Source organism: Actinomadura geliboluensis (assembly GCF_043197915.1).
Classification (GTDB): domain Bacteria; phylum Actinomycetota; class Actinomycetes; order Streptosporangiales; family Streptosporangiaceae; genus Spirillospora; species Spirillospora geliboluensis.
In genome coordinates, this window is record NZ_JBICUA010000003.1 from 588,148 (window position 1) to 612,431 (window position 24,284).

The following is a 24,284-nucleotide window of genomic DNA, read 5'->3' on the forward strand; positions in this document are numbered from 1 at the left end:
CACCACGCCCAACCAAGAAACAAGATTCGCCCCCCCCCCGGGGGGGGCGGGGGGGCCCCCCCCCCCCCCCCCCGGGGGGGGGGGGGGGGGGGGCGCCCCCCCCCCCCCCCGGCGGGTGTTCTGAGCGGGGTCAGGCGGTGGCGGGCTTGTAGACGGCCACGGCGCAGGCGCTGCCGAGGCCGATGTTGTGCTGGAGGGCGACGCGGGCGCCTTCGACCTGGCGCTTGTCGGCCTGGCCGCGCAGCTGCCAGGTCAGCTCGGCGCACTGGGCGAGGCCGGTGGCGCCGAGGGGGTGGCCCTTGGAGATCAGGCCGCCGGAGGGGTTGACGACCCACTTGCCGCCGTAGGTGGTGGCCTGGTCGTCGATGAGCTTGTGGCCCTCGCCGACCTCCGCCATGCCGAGGGCCTCGTACGTGATGAGCTCGTTGGCGCTGAAGCAGTCGTGGAGCTCGATGACGTCGACGTCGTCGATGGAGACCTGCGCCTCGTCCATGGCCTTGCGGGCGGCCTGCTGCGAGACGCCGAACCCGACGACCTGGATGGAGGAGTGGTCCTCGAAGCTCTGCGGGGTGTCCGTGGCGATGTGGTGCCCGGCGATCTCGACGGCCTGGTCCCACAGGTCGTTCTCGTCCAGGAACCGCTCGCTGACGACGAGCGCGGCGCCGGCCCCGTCGGAGGTGGGGGAGCACTGCAGCTTGGTCAGCGGGTCGAAGATCATCGTGGCGTTCTTGACGTCGTCGAGCGAGTACTCGGTCTGGAACTGCGCGTACGGGTTGTTGACCGAGTGCTTGTGGTTCTTCCAGCCGATCCACGCGTAGTGCTCGGGGGTGGAGCCGTACTTCTCCATGTGCTCGCGGCCGGCGTTGCCGAACATCTGCGGCATGGGCGCCTTGTCCAGTTCCCACTCGCGGCCCGCGGTCATGGAGCGCAGGTGGTGGTCGATGATGGTGACCTTGGACTCGCCGACGCCGGCGCCGAGCGAGCCCTTCTTCATCTTCTCCATGCCGAGCGCGAGCGCGCAGTCGGCGAGGCCGCCGCGGACGGCCTGGCGGGCGAGGAACAGCGCGCTGGAACCGGTCGCGCACGCGTTCATCACGGTCATGACGGGGATGCCGGTCATGCCGGTCTCGTAGAGGGCGCGCTGGCCCATCGACCCGTACATGGAGCCCGCGTAGGCCATCTCGATCTTGTCGTAGCCGACGCCGGCGTCCGCCAGGGCCTTGCCGACGGCCTCCTTGGCCATGTCGGGGTACTCCCAGTCGCGGGAGCCGGGCTTCTCGAACTTGGTCATGCCCACGCCGACGACGAAGGTGCGGTTGGCCATCGGGCTCGCCTCCTGTAACCGAATGCTGTTCGGTGACACGATAACGCGCCGCCCGCGGGGCCGCCGGGGCGCTCTCGATGATCGGGACGAACCCGCCGGTCAGCCCGGCATCTCGGCGGCGAGGGCGGCGGCGAACGCGGCCACGTCCTGCTCGGTGGTGTCGAACGAGCAGACCCAGCGGACCTCGCCGGTCGCCTCGTCCCAGGTGTAGAAGGCGAATCGCTCGCGCAGCCGCTCCGCGACGTCCTTCGGGATGACCGCGAAGACGGTGTTCGCCTGCACCGGCTGCGTGATCTCCACGCCGGGGACGGCGCGGGCGGCGGCCTCCAGCCGGCCCGCCATCGCGTTGGCGTGCGCGGCGTTGCGCAGCCACAGGTCGCCGTCCAGCAGCGCGACGAGCTGCGCCGACACGTACCGCATCTTCGACGCCAGCTGCATGCTCGACTTGCGCAGGTAGCTCACCCCGCGGACGGCGTCCGGGTTCAGGACGACGATCGCCTCGCCGAGCAGCAGGCCGTTCTTGGTGCCGCCGAACGACAGCACGTCCACGCCCGCGTCGGTGGTGAGGGCGCGCAGCGGGACGCCGAGGGACGCGGCGGCGTTCGCGATGCGGGCGCCGTCCATGTGCACGGTCATGCCGCGCTCGTGCGCCGCCGCCGCGACGGCCGCGGTCTCCTCCGCCGTGTAGACGGTGCCGAGCTCGGTGCTCTGCGTGATCGACACGACGGCGGGCTGCCGCCGCTGGACGTTGCCGAACCCGGTCGCGTACCGCTCGACCAGCCCGGGGGTGAGCTTGCCGTCCGGCGCCGGGACGGTGACCAGCTTCAGCCCGGCGATCTTCTCGGCGGCGCCGCACTCGTCGGTGTTGATGTGCGCCGACTCCGGGCACACGACCGAGCTCCACCGCTCCGACATCGCCTGCAGCGACACCACGTTCGCGCCCGTCCCGTTGAACACCGGGTACACCTCGGCGCGGTCGCCGAAGTGCCGCCGGACGACCGCGCGGAGCCGGCCGGTGACCGCGTCGTCGCCGTAGGCGGGCTGGTGCCCGGTGTTGACCTCGGCGAGGGCGGCGAGGACGTCGGGGTGGACGCTCGCCTGGTTGTCGCTGGCGAAACCGCGCGCGGCGGGAGGGGTCTCGGGCGGGTGAGTCATGCGCCCATTCTCCCGGACGGCGGCGGCCCGCCGGATCGCCGGCCCGGCCGGGCCCGCCGATCGCTAGGCCGGGCGGTCGGTGATGTTCTGCACCGGCGCGGGCGCGGCGTCGGCCGGCGGGTGCTCGGCGGCGCGCAGCGCCATGCGGGCGCGCATGGCGTCGAGGTCGTCGCCGAACCTGGCCACGGTGGACTGCAGGTCGCGCCAGAGCCCGGTGCGCTGCTCCAGCTGGGCGACCTTGGTGCGCAGCTCGCCGAGGCGCCGCTCGGCGGTGTCCAGCCGGGCGCCGTGGCCGGCGGTGTCGCGGCCGGTGCGGATGAGGCTGGTGGCGACGGCGGCCAGGTCGCGCTCGGTGTCGTCCATCCGCTCGTCGATGCGCGGCAGCAGCCGGTCGTTGAGCTGCCCGACGAGGGAGTCGAGCTCGGTGCGGACGGTGCGCAGCTCGGCGTCCTGGTCGCGGACGGTCTGCTCTAGGATCGCGATGCGCTCGACGAGTGCGGGGAGCAGCCGGCCCAGCTCCACCGACCGTTCCAGATCCCGTCCCACCTTGGCGAGCAGGCCGACGCCCTCGCGCAGATGGCGCTCCGCCTCGGCGGCGGCGCGGCGGACGAGACCCGGGATCACGGTCATGGCGCTCCCTCCAGGGGCCGGTCGGGCGGAATCTCCTTAAACTGTAGGCGAACCGAGCGTGAACATTTTGTGAACCCGGATGTTTATTTCGGCGTCCGGGCGCGCCTCCGGGCGGCCGGCGGGCGGCGCGTCCGGCCCGCCGCCGGCGGCGGCACGGCGCAGGTGCAAAGGCCCCGGCGGACGATGAGCCAGGCGCGTTCGGCGGTGTAGTCCGCGCGGCTGAGCGCCGGGCGGACGCGGTGGCAGGTCAGGCAGAGCATGTGCGGTCGGTCCTCCCCGTAGCGGCCGGGAGCCCCCCGCGCCCGGTGGGTCGTTCCGGCCCGCCGCCCCGCGCGCATTCCCCCCGGATGCGCGGACGGGGCGGCGGGACCCACAGGATGGCCCTTCGTCTCCCAGCCGCCGGTAACGGTAGGCGTCCCCAGGTTGCATGCACGTTGCGACCGGATGCTCACGGAGCGTGTCCCCATCCGGCCGTGCGGGATCCGTGGAATCGGTTGCGCCGAACCCCGCGGGGGGCGGATCCTCGGACCGGCCGAGGTTCTCTCCGGGGGAAGGGACTGATGGTGGTGCGCGATCCGGTGGCCGTCCGCCTGCCCATCTCCGAGTCCTGGCGGCGCTCCCGGGACGCGGGCGTCGACGCGGGCGTGCAGGCGGCGCCGCTGGTGTACGAGCGGGACGTCCTCGCCGACGCCCGCGACGTCCACCCCCTGCAGCCGCACCTGCCGATGCTGGAGTCGCTGCTGCGGCGGGTCGCGGACGAGACCGAGCACCTGATGGTGATCACGGACGCGGACGGGCACGTGCTGTGGACGCAGGGCCCGCCGGCCGCGCGCCGGGCCGCCGACGCGATCGGGCTGACCGAGGGGTTCCGCTGGGCGGAGGACGCGGTCGGCACCAACGGGATCGGCACCGCGATCGCCGCGGGCCGGCCGGAGTACGTCTACGCCGCCGAGCACGTCGCGCACGTCCTGCACCGCTGGTCGTGCGCGGGCGCGCCGATCATCGACCCCGACTCGGCGCGGGTGGTGGGGTGCATCGACGTCAGCGCGACCGTGGCGGCGCTGCATCCGGCGACCGTCGCGCTGGTGGCCGCCGCGGCGCGGCTGGCCGAGTCGCGGCTGGAGAACGAGATGCTGGTGCGGGACGAGCGGCTGCGCGAGCGGCTGCTGCCGCACCTGCGCGGGCTCGGCGGGGGCGGCCTGCTGGTGACCGCCACCGGCCGGGTGCTGGCGGCGGGCGCGGCCGGGCTGCGCGGGCTGCGGCTGGCCGTCCCCGAGCCCGGCGGGACGGTCGCGCTGCCGGACGGCCGCGTCGCCGTCGCCGAGCCGCTCGGCGAGGCGTTCCTGCTGCGGTCGGCCGACCGGGTCGGCGCGCGGGTGGTCCCCGACCCCGGCGCGGAGGCGGCGCCGGCGGCCCGGCCGGCCGCCGGCGACGGGCCGCTGCTGGCGCTGTCGCTGCTCGGCGACGGGCAGCCGCACGCGCTGCTGGACGGGCGGCGCTTCGAGCTGACGCTGCGGCACGCCGAGATCCTCGCGCTGCTGGCGCTGCATCCGCGCGGGCTGAGCGGCGACCGGCTCTCGCTGTGCCTGTACGGCGACGACGGCAGCCCGGCGACCGTGCGGCCGGAGATCCACCGGCTCCGCCAGCAGTTCGGCGACATCGTCAGGGCCCGCCCGTACCGGCTCGGCTGCGCGGTCGAGGCCGACTTCATCACGGTGCGGCGGCTGCTGGACGACGGCGACGCCGGCGGCGCGGTGCGGCTGTACGGGGGCGAGCTGCTGCCCCGTTCGGACGCGCCGGCGATCCGCGCGGAGCGCGACGAGCTGGCGGTGCGGGTGCGGCGGCAGGTGCTCGACCGCGGCGGCGCCGAGACGCTGTGGGCCTACGCGCAGACCGAGCCGGGCCGCGCCGACCTGGAGGCGCTGGAGCGGCTGCGCGCGATGCTGCCCGCGGGCGATCCGCGGCGGGCCGCGGTCGCCTCGCGCAGCGACCGGCTGCTCAGCGGCGAGCTGTAGAGCGCGGCTCCGCGGGGGCCGCGGGCGGCGGCGCGCCGAGGCCGGTCAGGTGGGCGCAGTCGTTGTAGCAGACGGCCTGGAGGCCGGAGCCGTCGCCGCGCCAGCGGGTGACCGAGGCATTGGCGACGGGTTCCTTCTCGATCCGCATGATCTCGGCCTCGGTGAGGTCCTCCACCAGGTAGCGGGTCATGACGATGATCGCGTCGTGGGTGACGACGAGGACCCGGCCGCCGGGGGCGTCGGCCTCCAGGTCCCGGTAGAAGCTGCGCAGCCGCAGCGCGAGGTCGGCCCACGACTCCCCGCCGGGCGGGCGGTAGTAGAACTTGCCGAGCTGGTCCAGCCGGGCGGCCTCGGCGGGGAACCGGCGCCGGACGCCGAGGGCGGTGAGGCCCTGAAGGGCGCCCTGCTCACGGTCGCGGAGCCGCTCGTCGACCCGCAGCCGGGGGCCGCCGGGGTGCCGCGGGGCGGCGTAGGAGGTCTGCGCGAGGGCGATCTCGGCGGTGTCGACGGTGCGCAGGTAGGGGGAGGCGATGACGTGCGTCGGGCGCTCGTCCTCGGGGAGCGCGGCGAGCCAGCGGCCGAGGGTGGCGGCCTGGGCGCGGCCGGTGTCGGACAGGGGGATGTCGGCGTCGCGTTCGGTGATGCCGGCCTCTTCGGCATCGGTGCCGAGGACGGCCTGGTAGGCGAGGTTGCCGGTGCTCTCACCGTGCCGGGTCAGGTTCAGCCACTGCAGCGCTCTCACGCCCGCCATGCTGCCATGTCCCGGGGGCGGGCCGGTGCCCGTGCGCGCGATCCCGCCGGACGGTCAAGGCGATTCCGCTGTGCTCTACGGCCGGTAGTACTCTCGTTCCGTGACCGACGTCCTGGGCACCGTGATCATCGTGGTGGCGCTGCTGACCGCCGTTTACGCGCTGGTGTCGGCGCTGCGCAACCGGGCGATGGACCTCGGGCACCTGATCGCGCTCGGCGCGCTGGAGGCGCTGCTGATCGCGCAGGCGGTCGTCGCGTTCGTGAAGCTGTCGGGCGGTGAGGGGCCGGACGGCACCGCCACCTTCGTCGGCTACCTGCTGGGCTCGCTGCTGATCCCCGTCGCGGGCGCCGGGTGGGGGCTGCTGGAGCGCACCCGGTGGGGGTCCGCCGTCATCGTCGTCGCGGGGGTGGCCGTGGCCGTCATGGTCGTCCGGATGGACCAGTTGTGGAGCGGTGGCGGTGTCTGAGCCCGAGGGAACGCGCGCCGAGCGGGCCGAGCGGGCCGGGGGCGAGTCCGTCCGGCCCGGGGCCCGCGCGGACGGCGGCGCCCGCGCCGGCGCCCCCGCCCGCACGGGTGGCGGGTCCCGGCCCGGGACCGCGGGCGGGCCGGGACGGCTGCTGGTCGCCGTCTACGCGATCTTCGCGCTCGCGGCCGGTGCGCGGGCGGCGGTGCAGATCGCCACCCAGTACTCCGAGGCGCCGCTGGCCTACGCGCTGTCGGCGTTCGCCGCGGCCGTCTACGTCCTGGCGACGGTGGCGCTGGCCCGCGGCGGCCGCACCTCGTTCCGGGTCGCCGTCGCGGCCTGCTCGACCGAGCTCGCTGGGGTGCTGGTGGTGGGCACGCTGAGCCTCGCCGACTCCGCCGCGTTCCCCGACGAGACCGTCTGGTCCCTGTACGGGCGCGGCTACGGGTTCGTCCCGCTGGTGCTGCCGGTCGTGGGCCTGTGGTGGCTGCGCCGCACCGCCCGCGCGGGCGGCGGAACCCGCGCGGGCGGTGGGCGCCCTGTGAGCGGCGGCGTGTGAGCCCTCCGGCCACAGGTGTCGGGTGGTCATCGCTGCCCCTTCCGGCGGCGGGGCCCGCCGCCTAGGCCGCCGCGGACAGGGACGACCGGCCGCCGATCGGGAGGGCCTGCACGGCGGCGCGCATGATCGCCTCGACCTCGTCGGGCGACAGGTCGGCGGTGGGGTTGCGGCGCATCCAGCGGACCAGTTTCAGCGGCGGCGCGAACACGATGCCGTCGGCGGCGAACGGGGTGCGGACGAGGTCGCCGCCGTGCACCGCGAGCACCGGAGTCACCTTCACCGGGACCTCGGCGACGCGGGAGACCGCCACGGCGGCGGCCTCGGCCCGCGCGGTCAGCGCGCCGACCAGCTTGGACTGGGTGCGGCCGTCGATGAACAGCTTGCCGCCGTGGTGGGAGATCTCCGCGTCGGGGTGCCATGCCTCGTTGTGGACGAGCCAGAGCCCGCCCGGCCCGATGACGAGCTGGTCGGCGGTGCCGTGGCCGGGGACGGTCCGGGCGTGCAGCACGCGGTGGCCGTTGCGCTCCAATGTGTAGCGCAGCACCCGGTTCATGCGCTCGTCGCCGCGCAGTCCGAGCCGCCATACGCGGGACGAGTGGTACACGCGCCAATGGACGAACACGTCTGCGGACGCCACCGCAACGGCCATGATGATTCCGAATAGCGGGTTGACGAGCAGTCCGCACAGTATGAGCGTCGCCGCGGCCAGAAATGCGCGGGTCCGCAATCTCCCTTTTCGGCCGCGCTGCCAGAGCTCCTCGTACACCGCCTGCGGCGAACCGCCGGTGAACGCCGGCCTGTCCCTGAGGTAGATGGAGCTGCCGAACATGCCGAACCTCCCAGCACCTGCGATGACGCCATCATTATGGGGACGCCGATGCGATTTGCGCCACACTTCGCAAGGTGACTTATATCAAACTGCCAAGTCAGTTCCGGGGCTTGAAGTCATTGCTCACCTGCTCTTTCGCCAGGATTGGGAGGGGGGAGAGGCGGGAAGAATCCGGAACGTCCCGGAGAATGCAATGAAAGGCTCGATGCAAGTATCACCGCAACGAACAGAGCCTTTTTCGGTGCAATGGATTTCCGCTGCGGCGGGCGGGCCGGGCAGACTGGGGCGATGCAGCTGAGCGCCGCCGAGAACCTGCCCGTCCACCGCGCCGTCCCCGCGCTGCGCGCGGCGCTGGACGGGCACGGCGCCGCGGTGCTGTCGGCGCCGCCGGGCACGGGCAAGACGACCCTGGTGCCGCTCGCCCTGGCCGGGCTCGCGCTCGGCGGCCCGCCCGCGGCCGGGAAGGTCCTGGTGCTGGAGCCGCGCCGGCTCGCGGCCCGCGCCGCCGCCCGCCGGATGGCCTGGATCCTCGGCGAGCGCGTCGGCGGCGCGGTCGGCGTCACCGTGCGCGGCGAGAACCGCCCCGGCACCCGCGTCGACGTCGTCACGACGGGCGTGGTGCTGCAGCGCCTGCAGTCCGACCCGGAGCTGGACGGCGTCGGCACGGTGATCCTGGACGAGTGCCACGAGCGGCACCTGGACGCCGACACCGCGCTGGCGTTCCTGCTGGACGTCCGCGCGGCGCTGCGCCCCGACCTGCGGCTGGTCGCGGCATCCGCGACCGCCGACACCGGCCCGTGGGCGCGGCTGCTCGGCGGCGCGCCCGTCGTGGAGACCGAGGCCGCGCTGCACCCGGTGGAGACGGTGTGGGCGCCGCCGGAGCGGCCCGTCCCGCCGCCGCACGGCCTGCGCGTCGACCCGGCGCTGCTCGCGCACGTCGCCGCGACCGTCCGCCGCGCCGTGGCCGAGCGGGACGGCGACGTGCTGTGCTTCCTGCCCGGCGTCGGGGAGATCGCCCGCGTCGCCGGGATGCTCGGCGGGGTCGCGGCCGACGTCCTGCAGATCCACGGGCAGGCGCCCCGCGCCGTGCAGGACGCGGTGCTCGCGCCCGCGCCGGGCCGCCGGGTCGTGCTGGCCACGTCGGTGGCCGAGTCGAGCCTGACGGTGCCGGGCGTCCGCGCGGTCGTGGACTCCGGCCTGGCCCGCGAGCCCCGCACCGACCACGCGCGGGGGCTCGGGTCGCTCACCACCGTCCGCGCGTCCCGCGCCACCGCCGAGCAGCGCGCCGGGCGCGCCGGCCGGGAGGGCCCCGGCACCGTGTACCGCTGCTGGACGCGGGCCGAGCACGACCGGCTCCCGGCCCGCCCCCGCCCGGAGATCGAACTGGCCGACCTCACCGGCTTCGCGCTCCAGGCGGCCTGCTGGGGCGACCCCGACGCGGCCGGGCTGGCGCTGCCGGACCCGCCGCCGCCCGCCGCGATGGACGCCGCCCGCGCCGCGCTGCGCGCCCTCGGCGCCGTCGCCGGCGGCAGGGTCACCGACCGGGGCCGCCGGCTGGCCCGGATCGGCCTGCACCCCCGGCTGGCCCGCGCGCTGGTGGACGGCGCCGCGGCGGTGGGCGGCCGCGCCGCCGCCGAGGTGGTCGCGCTGCTGTCGGAGCCCCCGCCGCGCGCGGCGGGCGACGACCTGACCGCCGCCTGGCGCGCGCTGCGCCGCCAGGACCGGCCCGCCGACGCCCACGCCGCCCGCTGGCGCGACGAGGCCGCCCGCCTGCGCCGGGCGCTCGACGGCGGCGCCGGCCCCGCCGGGCCCGCCGGGCGGAGCGACGACCACGCGGCGGGGACGGTCGTGGCGCTGGCGTTCCCCGAGCGGGTGGCGCGGCGGCGGGGGAGCGGCTACCTGATGGCGTCGGGGACGGGCGCCGCGCTCGCCGAGGGGTCGGCCCTCGCCGGGGCGCGGCCGGAGTGGCTGGCGGTCGCGGCGGCCGACCGCCCGGCCGGGTCGGCGTCGGCGCGGGTGCGGCAGGCCGTGGTGATCGGCGAGGACGTGGCGCGGTCGGCGGCGGCGCCGCTGCTGGACGCGGCCGAGGAGGTCGCCTGGCGGGACGGGGACGTGGCGGCGCGGCGCGTCGAGCGGCTCGGCGCGATCGAGCTGTCCGCCCGGCCGCTGCGCGACCCCGACCCCGGCCTGCTCCGGGCGGCGCTGCTGGACGGCCTGCGCGCCGAAGGGCTCGGGCTGCTGACCTGGACGCCGGGCGCGGTCGCGCTGCGGGAGCGGCTGGCGTTCCTGCGTGCCGCGCTCGGCGAGCCGTGGCCGGCCGTCGACGACGCGGCGCTGCTGGAACGGGTGCCCGAGTGGCTCGCGGGGGCGCGGCGCCGCGCCGACCTCGCCCGTATCGACGTCGCGGGCATGCTGCGCGGCCTGCTGCCCTGGGACCAGGCCAAGCGCCTGGACGAGTACGCCCCCGAGCGCGTCGAGGTGCCGACCGGGTCCCGGATCCGGGTCGACTACTCGGGGGAGCGGCCCGTCCTGGCGGTGAAGCTGCAGGAGCTGTTCGGCTGGGACGCCGCGCCGGCCCTCGCGGGCGGCCGGGTCCCGCTGGTGGTGCACCTGCTGTCCCCGGCGGGCCGCCCGGCCGCCGTCACCGCCGACCTGGCCTCGTTCTGGCGGGAGGGCTACCGGGCGGTGCGGGCCGAGCTGCGGGGCCGCTACCCCAGGCACCCCTGGCCGGAGGACCCGTCCACCGCCGTCCCGACGAGGCGGACGAAGCGGGCTAGCGGGAGCTGATCAGGACCTCGATGCCGTCCAGCACGCGGGCGAGGCCGAACTCGAACGCGCGGCTCGGCGCGGCGGGGGCGCGGTACTCCTGCCCGGCCGCGGTGCCGACCCGGGTCCCGAGCGGGTAGTCGGCCTCGTCCACGAGCGTGTCGAGTACGGGGGCGACCGACTCCCACCACTGCTCGTCGCTCATGCCGGTGCGCCGCTCGGCCTCGGCGGCGCTGACCGAGACGCGGGCGGCGCTCTCGGCGAACCCGGTGACGAGCGCGACCACCGAGTCCATCTCCAGGTCGGTGAGGCCGAGGCCGTCCACGGCGCGCAGCTCGTACTCGTACTTGCCGAGGGTGTTCGGGCCCATGGGCGGGCGCGCCATCGTGATCTGCAGCAGCCACGGGTGCCGGTGGAACAGCGCCCAGTTGTCGCGGGCGATGTGCTCCAGCCGGGCCCGCCACGCGGCGTCGGCGGGCGGGGTCAGCTCGCCGAAGGCGCGGTCGACCATGACGTCGACCAGCTCGGCCTTGCCGGGGACGTAGGTGTAGATCGACATGGGCGAGACGCCCAGCTCGTCGGCGATGCGGCGCATGGAAACCGCGTCCAGGCCCTCGGCGTCGGCCAGCGCGATCGCGGTGCGGACGATCTCCTCGGCGGTCAGCCGCGGCTTCGGCCCGCGCCTGGGCGGCGCCTGGACGCCCCACAGCAGCTCCAGGCTGCGCTTGGGGTCGCCGCTCCCGCTGTACTCGGTCACCCGCCGATCCTCTCAGGGATGAAACTCTGTACGACGTACGTTATATTGGCCGCGATGGTAAATCCGTACGACGTACATAGTTTTGGAGGGCGCATGGCCGGACCACCGCTCGCGGTCGCCGCCGAGGGGCTGCGCAAGCGCTACGGCGACAAGGAGGCCCTCGCCGGGCTCGACCTGCGCGTGCCCGCCGGCACCGTGCACGGGCTGCTCGGCCCGAACGGCGCCGGAAAGACCACCGCCGTCCGCGTCCTGACCACGCTGGCCAGGCCGGACGGGGGCACCGCCCGGGTCGCCGGGCACGACGTCGTCCGCGCGGCGGGGGAGGTGCGGCGCAGCATCGGCCTCGTCGGGCAGCACGCGGCGGTCGACGAGGTCCTCGGCGGGCGGCAGAACCTCGTCATGTTCGGCCGCCTCTACCACCTCGGCGCCAAGGAGGCCCGGCGGCGGGCGGACGAGCTGCTGGAGCGCTTCGGGCTCACCGAGGCCGCCGCCAAGCCCGCGGGGGAGTACTCCGGCGGCATGCGGCGCCGCCTCGACCTGGCCGCGTCCATGATCCTCGCGCCGCCGGTGCTGTTCCTGGACGAGCCCACCACCGGCCTGGACCCGCGCGGCCGGGGCGAGGTCTGGGACGCCGTGCGCGCGCTGGTCGACGGCGGCACGACCGTCCTGCTCACCACCCAGTACCTGGAGGAGGCCGACCGGCTGGCGGCCGGCATCTCGGTGATCGACCGCGGCCGCGTCATCGCCGAGGGCGCGCCCGACGAGCTGAAGAAGCGCCTCGGCGGCGACCGGATCGAGGTCGTCCTGGACGACCCCGGCGCGCTGTCCGCCGCCGCCGGGATCGTCGGCCGGGTCGCGGCCGGGGAGGTCGACGTGGACGCCGAGGCGCTGCGGATCGGCGCCCCGGTCTCCGGCCGGGCCGCCGCGCTGACCGAGGCCGTCCGCGCCCTGGACGACGCGGGCGTCGCGGTCGCCGACATCGGGCTGCGCCGCCCGACCCTGGACGAGGTGTTCCTGCACCTCACCGACGACAAGCAGGAGGTGGGCGCGTGAGCGTTCAAGCGATGCGCTGGGCGGTCGCCGACGGCCGGACGCTCACCGGCCGGGCCCTCGCCCACTGGGCGCGGCAGCCCGGCCAGATCGCCATGGGGCTGCTGTTCCCGGTGATGGTCGTGCTGATGATGGGCTACCTGTTCGGCGGCCAGATGGACGTCCCCGGCGGCGGCAGCTACCGCGCGTTCATCGTCCCCGGCATGTTCGCCCTGACCATGGTGTTCGGCGTCGAGGAGACGTTCGTGCGGGTCGCGGGCGACGCGGCCAGGGGCGTGACCGACCGGTTCCGCGCCATGCCGATGTCGCCGTCCGCCGTCGTGGTCGGCCGCGCCGCCGCCGACATGATCCACTCGGTGGCGGGGCTGGCCGTGATGGCGGCGTGCGGCGTGCTGATCGGGTGGCGCGTGGAGGACGGCGCCGCCAAGGCCCTCGCCGGGTTCGGGCTCCTGCTGCTCCTGCGGTTCTCGCTGATCTGGCTCGGCGTCTACCTCGGCCTCCTCGCCAAGGGGCCGGAGTCGGTGGCGGCCGTGCAGGTCCTGGTGTGGCCCATCGGGTTCCTGTCCAGCGCGCTGGTCGCGCCGGACACCATGCCCGGCTGGCTGGGCGCGATCGCCGAGTGGAACCCGATGTCGGCGACCGTCACCGCGTGCCGCGAGCTGTTCGGCTCACCCGTCACCGGCGACTCGTGGGCGGCGCAGCACAGCCTGCTGATGGCGCTGGTGTGGCCGCTGGTGATCGCGGCGGTGTTCGTCCCGCTGTCGGTGCGCCGCTACCGCGCCATGGGCCGCTAGGGCAGCACCGACGCCCGGTGCCGGGCCAGCGGAAGCGCCGGGTAGCACTCCTCGGGAAGGGGCTCCGCTCCGTCTGCCGCGCGGGGGGACGACCCCCCACGCCCCCCGGCGGCCGCGCCGGGCAGCGCGGCGCGGAGCCTCTTCCCGGCCGCGGCGGCCTCGTAGGGCTGGACGACGCACAGCTCGGCCTGCATCGCCTGCCGCGCCGCGCCCATCAGCGCCGGGACGTCCCCGACGATCACGATCTCGGTGGGCGCGCCGCCGTAGGACAGCCGGACGGCCACGGCGTGCATCCCGGCGGTGCCGGCGCCCTCGTAGCGGAACTCGCAGACCAGGCGGTCGCCGTCCAGCGGCCCCTCCTGGATCAGCCACGCCTGGCCCGGCACGACGGCGCCGAGCGACCCCTCCCAGGGCGCCGCCGGGACCGTGCCGAGCGCGGCGGCCGCGCGCCCCGCGGCCTTGCGGCCCTCCGCCGGGCCGATCGCGGCGATCGCGGCCAGGAACGCCCGCGCGCCCGGCGTCGCCGCCGCCCGCAGGCAGCCGATCAGGTCGCCGAGCGCGGCGCGCCGCCCCTGTACGTGCGGGGCCGCGGCCTCCAGCGCGCCGAGCTGCGCCGACGCCCACACCTCCGCCTGCAGCGGGCCGGGCAGCGCCGGGAGGGCGTCCGCCTCCCGGACGTAGGCCGCGTACACCTCGCGGAGCCCCGGCAGCATCAGCTCGGGGCCTGTCGAAGACCGGCTCGCACTCACCCCGCCAGCCTATGAGACGCGGGGGAGCGGCCCGTCCGGAGTGTGCCCCGCGCCGCGCTACGCGGGGACGGTGAGCAGCGTGCGCCCCGTGCCGATCGTGCGGACCTCGAACCGGCTGATCTCCTCGGGCCGCAGCGCCGTCCCGCCCTGCAGCGCCAGCGCCGGCTGCGGCGACCCGGGCAGCCCGTAGCCCTTGGCGGGGACGGACCAGCCGACGACCGTGTGCGCCTCGCCGCGCCGGTCCACCGCGACCAGCTCGCACTCCAGCGGGCCGCGGACCTTGCCGAGCCGCATCGCGATCCGGCTGCCCCACGCCTTCTCCTGCGTGGCGACCGTCCCGGTGACGCCGGTGCCCGCGTCGGTGGCCGACGTCCGGTGCCCGTCGCGCAGCAGCGCCGCCGTCCCGTCGTCCTGCCGGGCCGGGGGCGGTTCGCGGTCGGCGCCGAGCGTGAAACCGGTGCCGAGCGCCCCGCCGAGCAGCACCACCCCGGCGGCGGCCGCGGCCAGCGCGCGCGCCGCCCGGTGCCGGCGCTGCCGCGCGGTCCGGTGCCGCATCAGGTCGGCGACCACGGCGGGCTCCGGCGGGACGGGCGGCGCGCCCGCCGGCTCGGCGATCGGGCCGATCCCGTCCAGCGTCCGCGCGACCCCGCGCAGCGTGCCGAGCTCCTCGTGGCAGGACGCGCAGGACGCCAGGTGCGCCTCGAACGCGCGGCGGTCGGGCTCCTCCAGCAGGCCGAGGGCGTAGGCGCCGACGTCGATGTGCAGCATGTCCGCGGTCAAGGCGTCACGCCCCTCTCCTCCAGTGCGACGCGCAGCGCCCTGAGCGCGTAGTAGACGCGGGACTTCACGGTGCCCACGGGGATGCCGAGGTGCTTGGCGGCCTCGTTGACCGACCGGTCCCGGAAGAAGGTCTCGTTGAGGACCTCGCGGTGGGCGGGGGACAGCGCGAGGAGGGCCTCGGACACGACGACGGAGCGCAGCAGATCCTCCAACCCGTCGGGCACGCGCATGTTCTCCAGCGGGCCCTCGCCCGCCTCCTGCGGCCGTGCGTTCTTGCGGCGCTGGTCGTCGATGACGATCCGGCGCGCGACCGTCGCGAGCCACGGCAGCAGCGAGGCCGCGTTCTCGTCGAGCTGGTGCGCGCTGCGCCACGCGCGGATCATGGTCTCCTGCACCACGTCCTCGGCCCAGTGCCGGTCGCCGCCGGTCAGGCGCAGCACGAACGACAGCAGCGGGCGCCCGTAGACGCGGTACAGCTCGGTCACGATCACCTGGTCGTCCACGCCGCCCGCGGGCTGCGGGCCGCGGAACCAGCTCCACGGTCCGGGCGGGCGTTCGCGGGTGGCCGAGGCGGCCGGCGATCTGTGGGCCATCGGGGTCTCCGGGCGGGTGCGGGGGCGGGACGGCGCGGTGACCGTGCGTCGGGTGTCACGCTGGGAGGCAGTACGCGATCCCGGCGCCGCCCGGTTCAACCTGGGCCCGGTTCACCCCGGATTTTCCGGAACGTCCCTTACTTGTTCGCGATGTTCTCCTTACCTTTCGGTGCCGACGATCATCGGCGCGCGTCCAAGGGGGCGTAAGGGACGGCGACACGATCCGGCCGCCGGACGCGGGCAACGCTCACTCCACGCTTGGAGCGAATGCGGGCATCGGGCCCATTTGCCCAGAAGAGACCGAGGGGCGGGATCGGCACAGTGGAAGGAAACGGGGACGCGCAGCTCAGCTACCGCCTGCTGGTGGCGGTGGACATCCAGGGCTACAGCAGGCGCGACGCGCGCGAGCAGCTGCGCGCGCAGCGGCAGCTGTCGGACGCGCTCGACCGCGCCGCGCGCGGCGTCGGCCTCGACCGCGCCCGCTGGGACAAGCAGGTCGGCGGGGACGGCGAGCTCGCCACGCTGCCGGAGGGGACCGACCCCGCGCCGGTGGCCGGCGACTTCGTGATCCTGCTGGACGAGGCGCTGCGCGAGGTCAACGACGGCGTCGGCGGGGCCGGCGGGGGCCGGTACCCGCTGCGGGTGCGGCTGGCCCTGCACCACGGCACGCTGACCGCCGGGCCGTTCGGGCCCGCCGGCGACGCGCCCATCACCGTCCAGCGGCTGCTGGACGCGACGCCGCTGCGCCGGCTGCTGTCCGGCGACACCGGCCGCGACCTGGCCTACGTCGTGTCGGACTCGCTGTTCGACGACGTCGTCCGCACCGGGTTCTGCACGCTGCCGCCGCAGGAGTTCCAGGCGGTCAAGGTGGCGGCGAAGGGCGCGGTGTTCCGCGGCCACATCCACACCGGCCGCGCCGCCGGCCGGGCCCCGGGCACCGCCGGAGCGCGGGGCGGGCCGGCCTCCCGGCCCGCCCCCGAGGCGCCCGAGGGGCGCGTCCTGACCCTCCCGCGGCTCGCGGCGCGGTAACCGGGAAGGGAACGGGGCGGCCGGGGGTTGACCCCGGAAACGGATCTCATCCAGGAGGCGGACGATGGCGGACGACGCGGCGCTGGCGAAGCTGCTCACCGAGCGCGACCTCGGCGTGCTGGCCACGCTGAAGCGGGACGGGCGGCCGCAGCTGTCCAACGTCAACTACCACTTCGACGAGGCCCGCCGGCTCGTCCGCGTCTCGGTCACCGCCGACCGCGCCAAGGCCCGCAACCTGGCCCGCGACCCGCGCGCCAGCCTGCACGTGAGCGCCCCCGACGGCTGGTCCTGGGTCGTCGCCGAGGGCACCGCCGAGCTGTCCGCCGGCGCCGCCGACCCGCACGACGCGGCGGTGGAGGAGCTCATCGAGGTGTACCGCGACGTCCGCGGCGAGGAGCACCCCGACTGGGACGACTACCGGCGCGCCATGGTCGAGGACCGCCGGCTCGTCGTCCGCCTCCACGTCGAACGGCTGTACGGGCAGGTCTGACCCGGCAGGTCTGAACGGGCAGGTCTGAACGGGCCGGTCTGAACGGGCAGGTTTGAACAGGCGGGTCTGAACGGGCGGCCCCGGCCGGTCGCGGGCGCGGCCGGGGCGGCCTTGTGCGGGCGGAGCGCGGGTGGCTACGGTGCGGTGATGATCCAGGCCACCGCCACCACCAGCGCCGCCCCCGAAGAGGTGTTCCGGCACCTGGCCGTCCCCGAGGCGTGGGGCGCCTGGGGCCGGTTCCCCACGCCCGCCAAGCAGACGCGCAAGGGCGACACCACCACCTACGGCGTCGGGACGGTCAAGAAGATCTGGCCCGCCAGCGAGCAGACCGTCGCCTACGAGCCGTACACGCACTTCGGCTACATCGCCCTGGCCGGGCTGCCGCTGCGCCGCTACCGCTCCGACGTGCACCTGGAGGCCCGCGACGGCGGCACCGCCATCCGCTGGGAGGCGGTCTTCGAGCCGCTGGTCCCCGGCACCCGCCCGCTGATCGCGCCGCTGCTGCGGCTCATGCTGAAGGCGTTCACCCGCTGGCTGCCCGCGCACCTGGAGCACTGCCCGGCCGACTGCCCCGCCCGCCGCGCCGCGATCTGACCCGCCGCGATCTGACCCGCCGCGATCTGACCCGCCGTGGGCCGGCCCGCGCACGAATGGGCCGGAGACCGCGCGACCCCCCGCGCGGCCTCCGGCGAAAAGGTGCAGGCCGAGAGCACCCCGCAGTTCCCTCGGCCTGCACGAACCTGGCCCCCCGTTTCGGATCCGGTCAGACCGGATCCGGGCCGTACACCTCCCACAGCTCCCCGGCGAAGAACCGGCCGAAGTCGAGCAGCTTGCCCGCCCCGTCCGGGCCGGCCGTGCGGAACGTCGTGAGCTGCCGCGCGAAGTCCGTCAGCCGGATGTGCAGCACCCCCGCCGCGACGACGTCCGCGCCGTCCTCCTCGTCCGCGCCGACGTGGCCGTCCAGCAGCCGCACGTAGAGCGTGGAGGTGTCCGGCCAGATCCGCGTCGGCGGACCGTGCAGGACGTCCTTGAACCCGCTCAGCGTGCGCGGCCGGTCCGCACCGTCGGTGTAGAACAGCCGGTACTTCATCAGCCGCCGGTCGTCCGGGCCGTCCGCGACGAACAGGTTGAACGTGCCCCGCTCGACCGGGCAGCGGCCCCCGTGCCCGCCGGCGTCCACCCACCCCTCGGCCTTCGCCTCGTGCTCGGGGTCGGCGAGGAACCGGTCGGTGTCCGCCGCGGTGATCGTCAGCCGGAACGACAGGGGCATGCGCCCCTCCGCCAGCTCGCCGATCCGCGCGTCGGTCTCCCCGTAGGTGACGAACCCCTTCATCTCCTCGGTGAACGACAGCGACGTACGGCCCGCGACCACGGTGGACGGTCCCCGTGTGCCGCCGTGGTCCCCCGAGACCGGGCGGGTTCCCTGTGGGGGGGCGACCCCCCACTCCCCCCGCCCCGGGCCGTACGCCGAGCCGTTCCCCGCCCCGTCCAGCGAGCCGGCTCCCCCGGCCGGCTCGGCCCCCGTGGCAGACGGGACGGTGGCGGTCGGTGCCGCCGCACGACGCTGTGCGGACGCCCCGTCGAGCAGCCGCGTCGCCATCCGGTCGGCGTGCGCGGCGATCGTGAGCGAGGGGTTCGGGCCCACCGGTCCCGGCATCGCCGCCCCGTCGGCGATGTAGAGGCCCGGGAACCCGAACACCTCGCCGAAGGCGTCGCAGACGCCTTCGCCCGGGTGGCCCCCCATCGGGGCGCCGCCCAGCGGATGGACGGTGATGATGCGCTTGCGGAACCACATCGGATTGTCGGCGTAGTCGGCGCCGAGCACGTCCGCGATCCCCCGCATCGTCTTGCGGACGCGGTTGAACAGCGCCTCGCTGGTCTCGGCCGTCCAGTCGGCGGCGAGCCGGCCGCCCCTCAGGTGCAGCCGCCCGTCCGCGGTGTCGCGGCCCATGCCGAGCAGCGGCAGCGAACTGACCGTCAGGGCGCCGTCGCCGATCAGGTCGGACAGCTCCTTGGACAGGTTCGTGTCCGGCGCGTCCTTGAAGAACTCGGTGAACCGGTTCCACAGGAACTTCACGGCCCGCTCGAAGTCGTTGCCGAGGTCGAGGCTGTCGACGATCCAGTCGGTGAACCCCGGGTAGCCGCCGTCCTCGATGTAGGCGCCGCGGCCCGCGCCGGGCACGCCGTCCAGCTCGTCCGGCAGCCGGATCGCGGTGGTGATCACCGGCCCGCGGCTGGCGTTCAGCGGCCGGACCCGGTTGCGGTCCTTGGCGCGCAGCAGGAACGTCAGCAGGTCGCCGTTGCCGCTGAACCGGGTGCCGAGCGCCTCCGACAGGCCCGGGAAGGCGTCCCGCGACTTCAGCAGCAGGAACGCCGTGCCGTAGGTGCCGGCGCCGAGGACCAGCCGGTCGCAGGTGATCGTCTGGACGGGCGGGCGGCTCTTCTTCGCCGCCAGGTCGGCGTGGTGGACGTAGTCGACCTCGTACCCGCCGCCGTCGCGCGGCCGGATCGCCTTCACCTCGCGGGAGGTGCGGATGTCGGCGCCGTGGTGCGCCGCCGCCGACAGGTAGGTGTGGTCGAGGCTGTTCTTGGCGCCCTCGTTGCAGCCGATGTCGCACTCGCCGCACAGCTTGCACGTCCGCCGCCCGGCGCCGTGGATGTTGCCGTAGCCGGCGTCGGCGATCGGCAGGCTCAGCCCCGGCGTGCCGCCGGGCCGGGCCGCGAAGCTGACCGCGAGCGGCGGCAGCGTGATCTGCAGGCCGAGCTCGGCCGCCGCGTCCTGCATGGCGTGCGTCTTCGGGGTGTCGTCGAACGGGACCTGCTCCAGCGGGTACGGCGTCGCGCCGAGCATCGCCTCGACCGCGTCGTAGTGCGGGTCGAGGTCGGCGCGGGTGACCGGCCACGGATGGTGGCCGCCGCCGGGCAGGTCGGTGACGAACCAGCGCTCGTCCTTGCGCAGCAGCACGTTCGCGTAGATCAGCGACCCGCCGCCGAGCCCGGACGACACCACCGAGTCGCAGCCCTTGAAGCTCCAGACGTCGAACATCCCGTACAGGCCCGCGGCCGGGTCCCAGAACGCGCGGCCCATCTCGGCGGGCGAGCGGGGGAAGCTCCCCGGCGGGTACGGCTGCCCGCGCTCCAGCAGGACGACCGACTGCCCGGCCTCCGCCAGCCGGTACGCCGCGACGGACCCGCCGAACCCGGACCCGACCACGACGGCGTCGGCGTGCTCCGCTCCGCTCATCCCTCAGCCCGCCTTCCGCTTGAGGAAGTCGACGACCTGCGGGAACACCTCGGTGTCGGAGGCGGCGCCCATGAACGGGTCCTGGTGGCCGTAGCCGGGCAGGACGGCCAGCTCGTGCAGGCCGGGCGCGGACTTCTCGAGCGTCCGGTGGCAGACGATGTTGGAGTCGGTGAACACGTGGTTGCGGTCTCCGGTGAGGAACAGGATCGGCGTCGTGACCGTGGCGGCGCGCGACAGGTAGTCGTCCGGCAGGGCCGCGAGGCGGGGGTCGCGCGGGCGGTGCTTGATCGCGCGGCCGGCCTTCACCATCGCGTGCAGGTGCCGGTAGTAGTTGACGTTGCAGGCCCCGAACAGGTCGGGCAGCCGGCCGTGCGTGACCGGCGACATCTTCTCGTGCGTGTAGATCGGCTTGCCGCCGCCCCACATGAAGCTGAGCATGTGGCAGGCGGGCTCGTCGCAGTCGCGGTGGAACGGCGCGACGGCCTTGGCGAGCATCCAGCCGCGCGTGAGCACTGGAGCGTTCCCGTACCTCGGGTCCAGGTGGCAGGGCCCGAGCACGTACTCCATCAGGGCCGGGCCGTAGCCGAGCTTGATCCTCGACCAGCGCGGCGTGCGCGGCGTGAGGGAGACGCTGTTGCAGACCAGGCTGGTGACGCCGGTGACGGTGCCGGCGAACAGCGCCATCGAGAACGAGATCGCGCCGACGCAGTGGGAGATCACGTGGACCCGGCGGTCCCCGATGTGCCGCCGCAGTTCGGCGAGCGCCGCCGGGTGGTCGTGGAGCGCGATGACGTCGAGGTTGTGGCGCGCGGTCTCGGAGTTGTAGGGGAACCGGCCGCTGATCCGGAAGTCCAGCGCCCACACGTCGCCGAACCCGGCGTCGTGCAGGTGGTTCACCAGGTTGGCGTGCTCCGGCATGATGAACATGTCGCTGGAGGTCGTCAGCCCGTGCACCAGCAGGACGACGTCGTCGCAGTCGTTCCGGCGGAACCGGGTCAGGTTCAGGCCGAGGCCGTCGCCGGTCGCGAAGGGGTGCACGGACACCTCGGCGTCGGCGACGCCCGCGTGCGTGAAGCGCGCGATCCGCTGCTGATCCATGTCCTTCTCCTCCGCTTCCTGACGCTCCAACCCTGCCAAACGCGGATATCGGCGCGGCATCGTGGAGAACCCGTACTTACGGGTGCGTGCTCACCCGCTGGACGTACGGGACGTACGTGAACTAAGAGTCTGATCTACTCGGAACGGTTCATCGCGGTCGCGACGCCCACCCGCGAGGACACGCCGATCTTGGCGAAGACGCGGGACAGATGGGTCTCGACCGTCCGGACGCTGAGGTAGAGCCGCTCGGCGATCTGCTGGTTGCTGTTGCCCTCGGCGACCAGCAGCGCGATCTCGTGCTCGCGCGGGGACAGCCCGAACGGCAGGTCCTTGCGGCCCTTGGCGCCCTTGCCGGCGGCGGACCCGGCGGCGGGGACCCGGACGCCGAGCCGGCGCTGCTCGCGGGCGACCTGCGCCAGCAGCCCCTTCATCCCGCACGCCTCGAAGACCTCGGCGGCGGCGCGCAGCCGGTCGCGGGCGCGGGAGCGGTCGCCGGCGGCGGCGTGCGCGAGCCCGGCGGCCAGTTCGGCGCGGCCCGCCTCCGGCCGCCGCCCGGCCTTGGCGAGCAGGTCGGCGGCCTCCGCGGCCAGCGCGGCGGACGCGGCGGGGTCGGCGGCGCGCAGCGCGTGCGCGCGGGTGAGCCGGGCCAGGCCGGTGTCGCCGGACAGCAGCGGGTCGGTGATCGCCTCGGCGATGTCGGCCCACTTCGCGGCGTCGGCGGCGTCGTCCTGCGCGGCGCGGACGGCGGCCAGCGCCTCCGCGCAGATCAGCAGGGTGCTGAAGTCCAGGCCGGCGGTGCCGTCCCCGCACGCGGCGATCAGCGCGGTCGCGCCCTCCTCCAGCCGGCCCTCGTTGATCACCGCGAGGGCGCGGGCGACGTGCGCCATGTGCGTCCACCACTCGCCCGAGCCGGTGTCGTTGGCGACGGCCTCGTCCCCGGCCCGCAGCGCCCGCTCGTGGTCGCCCGTCCAGGACGCGGTCAGGCACTGCTGGATCAGCCCGTAGGCCAGCACCTCCTGCGAGCGCAGGTCGCGGCCGACCGCGGTGGCCTCGTCGGCGACGGCGGCGGCCTCCTCCAGCCGGCCCAGCTGGGCGAGGATGCGGGACTGGCCCGACAGCATGTAGCCGAGCACGAACGTCTGCCCGGTCGTGCGGGTGATCGACACCAGCCGCTCGGCGTGCCGCAGCGCCTCGTCGTACATGCCGAGGAACGACTCGGCGAACACCAGCCAGGCGAAGCAGTCCAGGCAGTCGGTGAACTCGTTGTCGGACGCGGCGGAGAACAGCTGGTCGGCGGTCTGCGCGTAGGCGATCGCCTCGCCGACCTCGCCGCGCCCGTAGGCGACCATCGGGCGCATCGCCGCGACCGCCGCCGTGAGGCCGGGACCCCAGCCGGGGGCGGTCTCGGGGATGGTCTCCAGGATGGCGTGCGAGCCGCGGGTGTCGATGCGCTGGATCCGGTCGGCGACGAGCCGGATGCGCAGCAGCACCGCCTCGGGGGTCTGCCGGTCGGTGATGCGGCGCAGCTCGTCCAGCACCAGGGCGCGGGCCTCGTGGATGCGGCCGAGCTGCCGCTCCATGATCGCGCACATGTGCACGGTGCGGGCGCGGCGGACGGTGTCGTCGGGCGGCAGCAGCCCGAGCAGGGTGCGCGCGGCCTCCCGGCCCTCCTCGGCGTGGCCGCTGAGGGCCTGCACCTGGGCCAGCTCGACCAGCAGCTCCACCCGGTCGGGGTAGGACTCGTCGGCGGCGCCGGGCATCAGGTCGAGCGCGGCCTGCAGCCAGTACGCGGCGGTGGCGGGCGCCTGCCGCCCGACGGCGCGGGCGGCCTCCACCAGCGTCCAGATCGCCGCGGCGTCGCCGAACCGCGCGGACCGCACCACGTGGTGGGCGCGCACGGCCGCCGGGGCGCCGAGCTCGGCCAGCCGCTCCGACACCCGCGAGTGCGCGGCGATCCGCCAGCCCGCGGCCGTCGAGGCGTAGGCGACGTGCCGGACGAGGGGGTGGCGGAACCGGAACCGGCCGCCCGGCGCGGCCCGCACCACGTCGTGGCCGGTCAGCACGTCCAGGGCGGTGAGCGCGGCGTGCTGCTCCATCTCCGCGGCGACCGCCGCGAGCGCGGGCTCGAACACGTCCGCGGCGACCGCGGCGCCGCGCGCCATCAGCAGCGCCTGCGGCGGCAGCGCGCTCAGCTCGACCTGCAGCGCCGCCCGCACCGCCGGCGGCACCTCGGTCAGGTTCGCGACGCCCTTCTCCCAGTGCCGGTCGAGGCCGCCGCCGGCCGCGGGCGCGGCCCCGTCGGCCATCTTGGCCAGGGCCTCCAGGTAGAACGGGTTGCCGCCGCTGGCCTTGAACAGCGCCTCGCACCGGGCGTGGCCGACGTCCGGGCCGAGGAACTCGCGGACCTCGCTCTGGGTGAGCGGCGAGACCGCGACCCGCGCGCCCTGCGGGCCGGCCGCGTCCACCAGCGCCGCCAGCCGCGGCGACGCCTGCGCGGGCCGGTAGGCGACCGCGACCAGCACCCGGGCGCGCGGCGGGTGCCGGACGAGGTGGTCGAGCAGTTCGATGGTCGCGTCGTCGGCCCAGTGCAGGTCGTCCAGGATCAGGACCAGCCCGGACGGCTCGGCCAGCGCCTCCAGCAGGTGCCGGACCGTGCGGTGCAGCTGGTACCGCGCCACGTGCGACTCGGGGGAGGCGGCGGGCGGGTCGCCGGACAGGTCGGCGAGCGCGGGGAACACGGTGCCGAGCAGCCGCAGCGCGGCGGGCGGCAGGTCGAGGGAGTGCTCCTCGAGGCGGTCGTCGAGCGCGTCGACCACGGCGCCGAACGGCATCTCCTGCTCGAACTCGGCCGCGCGGCCGGCCGCGAAGGGCAGCTTGCGGGCGATCGCGCCGTCGGCCAGCTCGTTCAGCAGCCGGGTCTTGCCGGCGCCGGGCTCGCCCACCAGCGCGACGAAGCCGTAGCCGCCCTCGGCCGCGTCGAGCGCGCGGTCGATCTCCCGCAGCGCGTCCCGTCGCCCCACGAGCGGAGCGTTGCCGGAGCCCCCGGCGTCGCGGGCCGCACGACCCTCCATGTCCACACCCCAACAGCGACAGGCGGCCGATACGCCGTGACGATGCTTCTTTGTTGCGGTCCTGAGAATTGGCGGGATTCACCCTATCGGGTAAAACGTCAATAAGGTGGGACAACACGCCCCGGCCTGCGTCTTAC

21 protein-coding genes are annotated in these 24,284 nt (G+C 75.4%); 9 read left to right on the top strand and 12 right to left on the bottom strand.

The annotated features are described in order from the left end of the window. Positions 1-130: 130 nt before the first annotated feature. From ACGFI1_RS13020 to ACGFI1_RS13030, 3 genes are all read right to left on the bottom strand, one after another. Positions 131-1,324: a thiolase C-terminal domain-containing protein gene (locus ACGFI1_RS13020; protein WP_392785227.1), complete on the bottom strand. Its 1,194-nt coding sequence runs from the start codon at positions 1,322-1,324 to the stop codon at positions 131-133. Between the two features lie 99 nt (positions 1,325-1,423). Beyond that, the gene (locus tag ACGFI1_RS13025) at positions 1,424-2,479 is read right to left on the bottom strand and encodes a threonine aldolase family protein (protein ID WP_386869495.1); all 1,056 of its coding nucleotides are present in this window, start codon (positions 2,477-2,479) and stop codon (positions 1,424-1,426) included. 63 nt (positions 2,480-2,542) lie between these two features. Beyond that, positions 2,543-3,109, bottom strand: a complete 567-nt coding sequence (locus ACGFI1_RS13030) for a hypothetical protein (protein ID WP_138633531.1) — start codon at positions 3,107-3,109, stop codon at positions 2,543-2,545. Between the two features lie 560 nt (positions 3,110-3,669). On the opposite strand from ACGFI1_RS13030, the gene ACGFI1_RS13035 reads away from it, so the two are divergent. Then, entirely contained in the window at positions 3,670-5,124 is a 1,455-nt protein-coding gene (locus ACGFI1_RS13035; protein WP_138633528.1) for a helix-turn-helix domain-containing protein, read from the top strand. On the opposite strand, the gene ACGFI1_RS13040 is transcribed toward ACGFI1_RS13035, so the two are convergent. Continuing rightward, entirely contained in the window at positions 5,108-5,875 is a 768-nt protein-coding gene (locus ACGFI1_RS13040) for a histidine phosphatase family protein (RefSeq protein WP_386869491.1), read from the bottom strand. The genes ACGFI1_RS13035 and ACGFI1_RS13040 overlap by 17 nt on opposite strands. Positions 5,876-5,975: 100 nt before the next feature. Between ACGFI1_RS13040 and ACGFI1_RS13045 the strand changes: the two genes are divergently transcribed. Further along, positions 5,976-6,341, top strand: coding sequence for a hypothetical protein (locus tag ACGFI1_RS13045; protein WP_364554659.1), 366 nt, complete (start codon positions 5,976-5,978; stop codon positions 6,339-6,341). Between the two features lie 148 nt (positions 6,342-6,489). Further along, on the top strand, positions 6,490-6,897 hold the full coding sequence (locus ACGFI1_RS13050) for a hypothetical protein (RefSeq protein WP_138633641.1): 408 nt from the start codon (positions 6,490-6,492) through the stop codon (positions 6,895-6,897). A 61-nt stretch (positions 6,898-6,958) separates the two neighbouring features. Here the strand turns inward: ACGFI1_RS13050 and ACGFI1_RS13055 are convergent, their stop codons facing one another. Next, positions 6,959-7,546 (bottom strand): NERD domain-containing protein, encoded by a 588-nt coding sequence (locus ACGFI1_RS13055; RefSeq protein ID WP_387074943.1) that lies wholly within the window; start codon positions 7,544-7,546, stop codon positions 6,959-6,961. A gap of 468 nt (positions 7,547-8,014) precedes the next feature. Between ACGFI1_RS13055 and hrpB the strand changes: the two genes are divergently transcribed. Next, the gene (gene hrpB, locus ACGFI1_RS13060) at positions 8,015-10,513 is read left to right on the top strand and encodes an ATP-dependent helicase HrpB (RefSeq protein WP_392785230.1); all 2,499 of its coding nucleotides are present in this window, start codon (positions 8,015-8,017) and stop codon (positions 10,511-10,513) included. Here the strand turns inward: hrpB and ACGFI1_RS13065 are convergent. Then, positions 10,500-11,249 (bottom strand): TetR/AcrR family transcriptional regulator, encoded by a 750-nt coding sequence (locus ACGFI1_RS13065; protein WP_138641723.1) that lies wholly within the window; start codon positions 11,247-11,249, stop codon positions 10,500-10,502. The genes hrpB and ACGFI1_RS13065 overlap by 14 nt on opposite strands. Before the next feature lie 93 nt (positions 11,250-11,342). On the opposite strand from ACGFI1_RS13065, the gene ACGFI1_RS13070 reads away from it, so the two are divergent. Both ACGFI1_RS13070 and ACGFI1_RS13075 read left to right on the top strand, forming a co-directional pair. Then, on the top strand, positions 11,343-12,302 hold the full coding sequence (locus tag ACGFI1_RS13070) for an ATP-binding cassette domain-containing protein (RefSeq protein ID WP_387074950.1): 960 nt from the start codon (positions 11,343-11,345) through the stop codon (positions 12,300-12,302). An 11-nt stretch (positions 12,303-12,313) separates the two neighbouring features. Then, a complete protein-coding gene (locus ACGFI1_RS13075; RefSeq protein ID WP_138641728.1) occupies positions 12,314-13,093 on the top strand; it encodes an ABC transporter permease in 780 nt (259 codons plus the stop codon). On the opposite strand, the gene ACGFI1_RS13080 is transcribed toward ACGFI1_RS13075, so the two are convergent. From ACGFI1_RS13080 to ACGFI1_RS13090, 3 genes are read right to left on the bottom strand one after another with little or no spacing between them, the layout of a single operon-like run. Further along, entirely contained in the window at positions 13,090-13,842 is a 753-nt protein-coding gene (locus ACGFI1_RS13080) for a hypothetical protein (RefSeq protein ID WP_392785233.1), read from the bottom strand. The two genes, ACGFI1_RS13075 and ACGFI1_RS13080, sit on opposite strands and share 4 nt — an antisense overlap. A 57-nt stretch (positions 13,843-13,899) precedes the next feature. Continuing rightward, complete coding sequence (locus ACGFI1_RS13085) at positions 13,900-14,622, bottom strand: anti-sigma factor family protein (RefSeq protein ID WP_138641726.1); 723 nt, start codon at positions 14,620-14,622, stop codon at positions 13,900-13,902. Then, positions 14,619-15,215, bottom strand: coding sequence for a sigma-70 family RNA polymerase sigma factor (locus ACGFI1_RS13090; protein WP_245868263.1), 597 nt, complete (start codon positions 15,213-15,215; stop codon positions 14,619-14,621). Before ACGFI1_RS13090 ends, ACGFI1_RS13085 begins: the two co-directional genes overlap by 4 nt. A 321-nt stretch (positions 15,216-15,536) precedes the next feature. Between ACGFI1_RS13090 and ACGFI1_RS13095 the strand changes: the two genes are divergently transcribed. The 3 genes from ACGFI1_RS13095 to ACGFI1_RS13105 all read left to right on the top strand — a co-directional run bounded on the left by ACGFI1_RS13095 (position 15,537) and on the right by ACGFI1_RS13105 (position 17,328). Then, positions 15,537-16,244 (top strand): hypothetical protein, encoded by a 708-nt coding sequence (locus ACGFI1_RS13095; RefSeq protein ID WP_392785235.1) that lies wholly within the window; start codon positions 15,537-15,539, stop codon positions 16,242-16,244. 64 nt (positions 16,245-16,308) lie between these two features. Further along, positions 16,309-16,734: a PPOX class F420-dependent oxidoreductase gene (locus ACGFI1_RS13100; protein WP_392785237.1), complete on the top strand. Its 426-nt coding sequence runs from the start codon at positions 16,309-16,311 to the stop codon at positions 16,732-16,734. Positions 16,735-16,881: 147 nt separating this feature from the next. Further along, positions 16,882-17,328: an SRPBCC family protein gene (locus ACGFI1_RS13105; RefSeq protein ID WP_301176419.1), complete on the top strand. Its 447-nt coding sequence runs from the start codon at positions 16,882-16,884 to the stop codon at positions 17,326-17,328. 169 nt (positions 17,329-17,497) lie between these two features. Here ACGFI1_RS13105 and ACGFI1_RS13110 read toward each other — a convergent pair whose 3' ends face one another. The 3 genes from ACGFI1_RS13110 to ACGFI1_RS13120 all read right to left on the bottom strand — a co-directional run bounded on the left by ACGFI1_RS13110 (position 17,498) and on the right by ACGFI1_RS13120 (position 24,147). Further along, the gene (locus tag ACGFI1_RS13110; protein ID WP_392734335.1) at positions 17,498-19,978 is read right to left on the bottom strand and encodes a GMC oxidoreductase; all 2,481 of its coding nucleotides are present in this window, start codon (positions 19,976-19,978) and stop codon (positions 17,498-17,500) included. A 3-nt stretch (positions 19,979-19,981) separates the two neighbouring features. Then, a complete protein-coding gene (locus tag ACGFI1_RS13115) occupies positions 19,982-21,076 on the bottom strand; it encodes an alpha/beta fold hydrolase (protein ID WP_138634416.1) in 1,095 nt (364 codons plus the stop codon). A gap of 134 nt (positions 21,077-21,210) precedes the next feature. After that, complete coding sequence (locus ACGFI1_RS13120) at positions 21,211-24,147, bottom strand: ATP-binding protein (protein ID WP_392785239.1); 2,937 nt, start codon at positions 24,145-24,147, stop codon at positions 21,211-21,213. Positions 24,148-24,284: the final 137 nt, after the last annotated feature.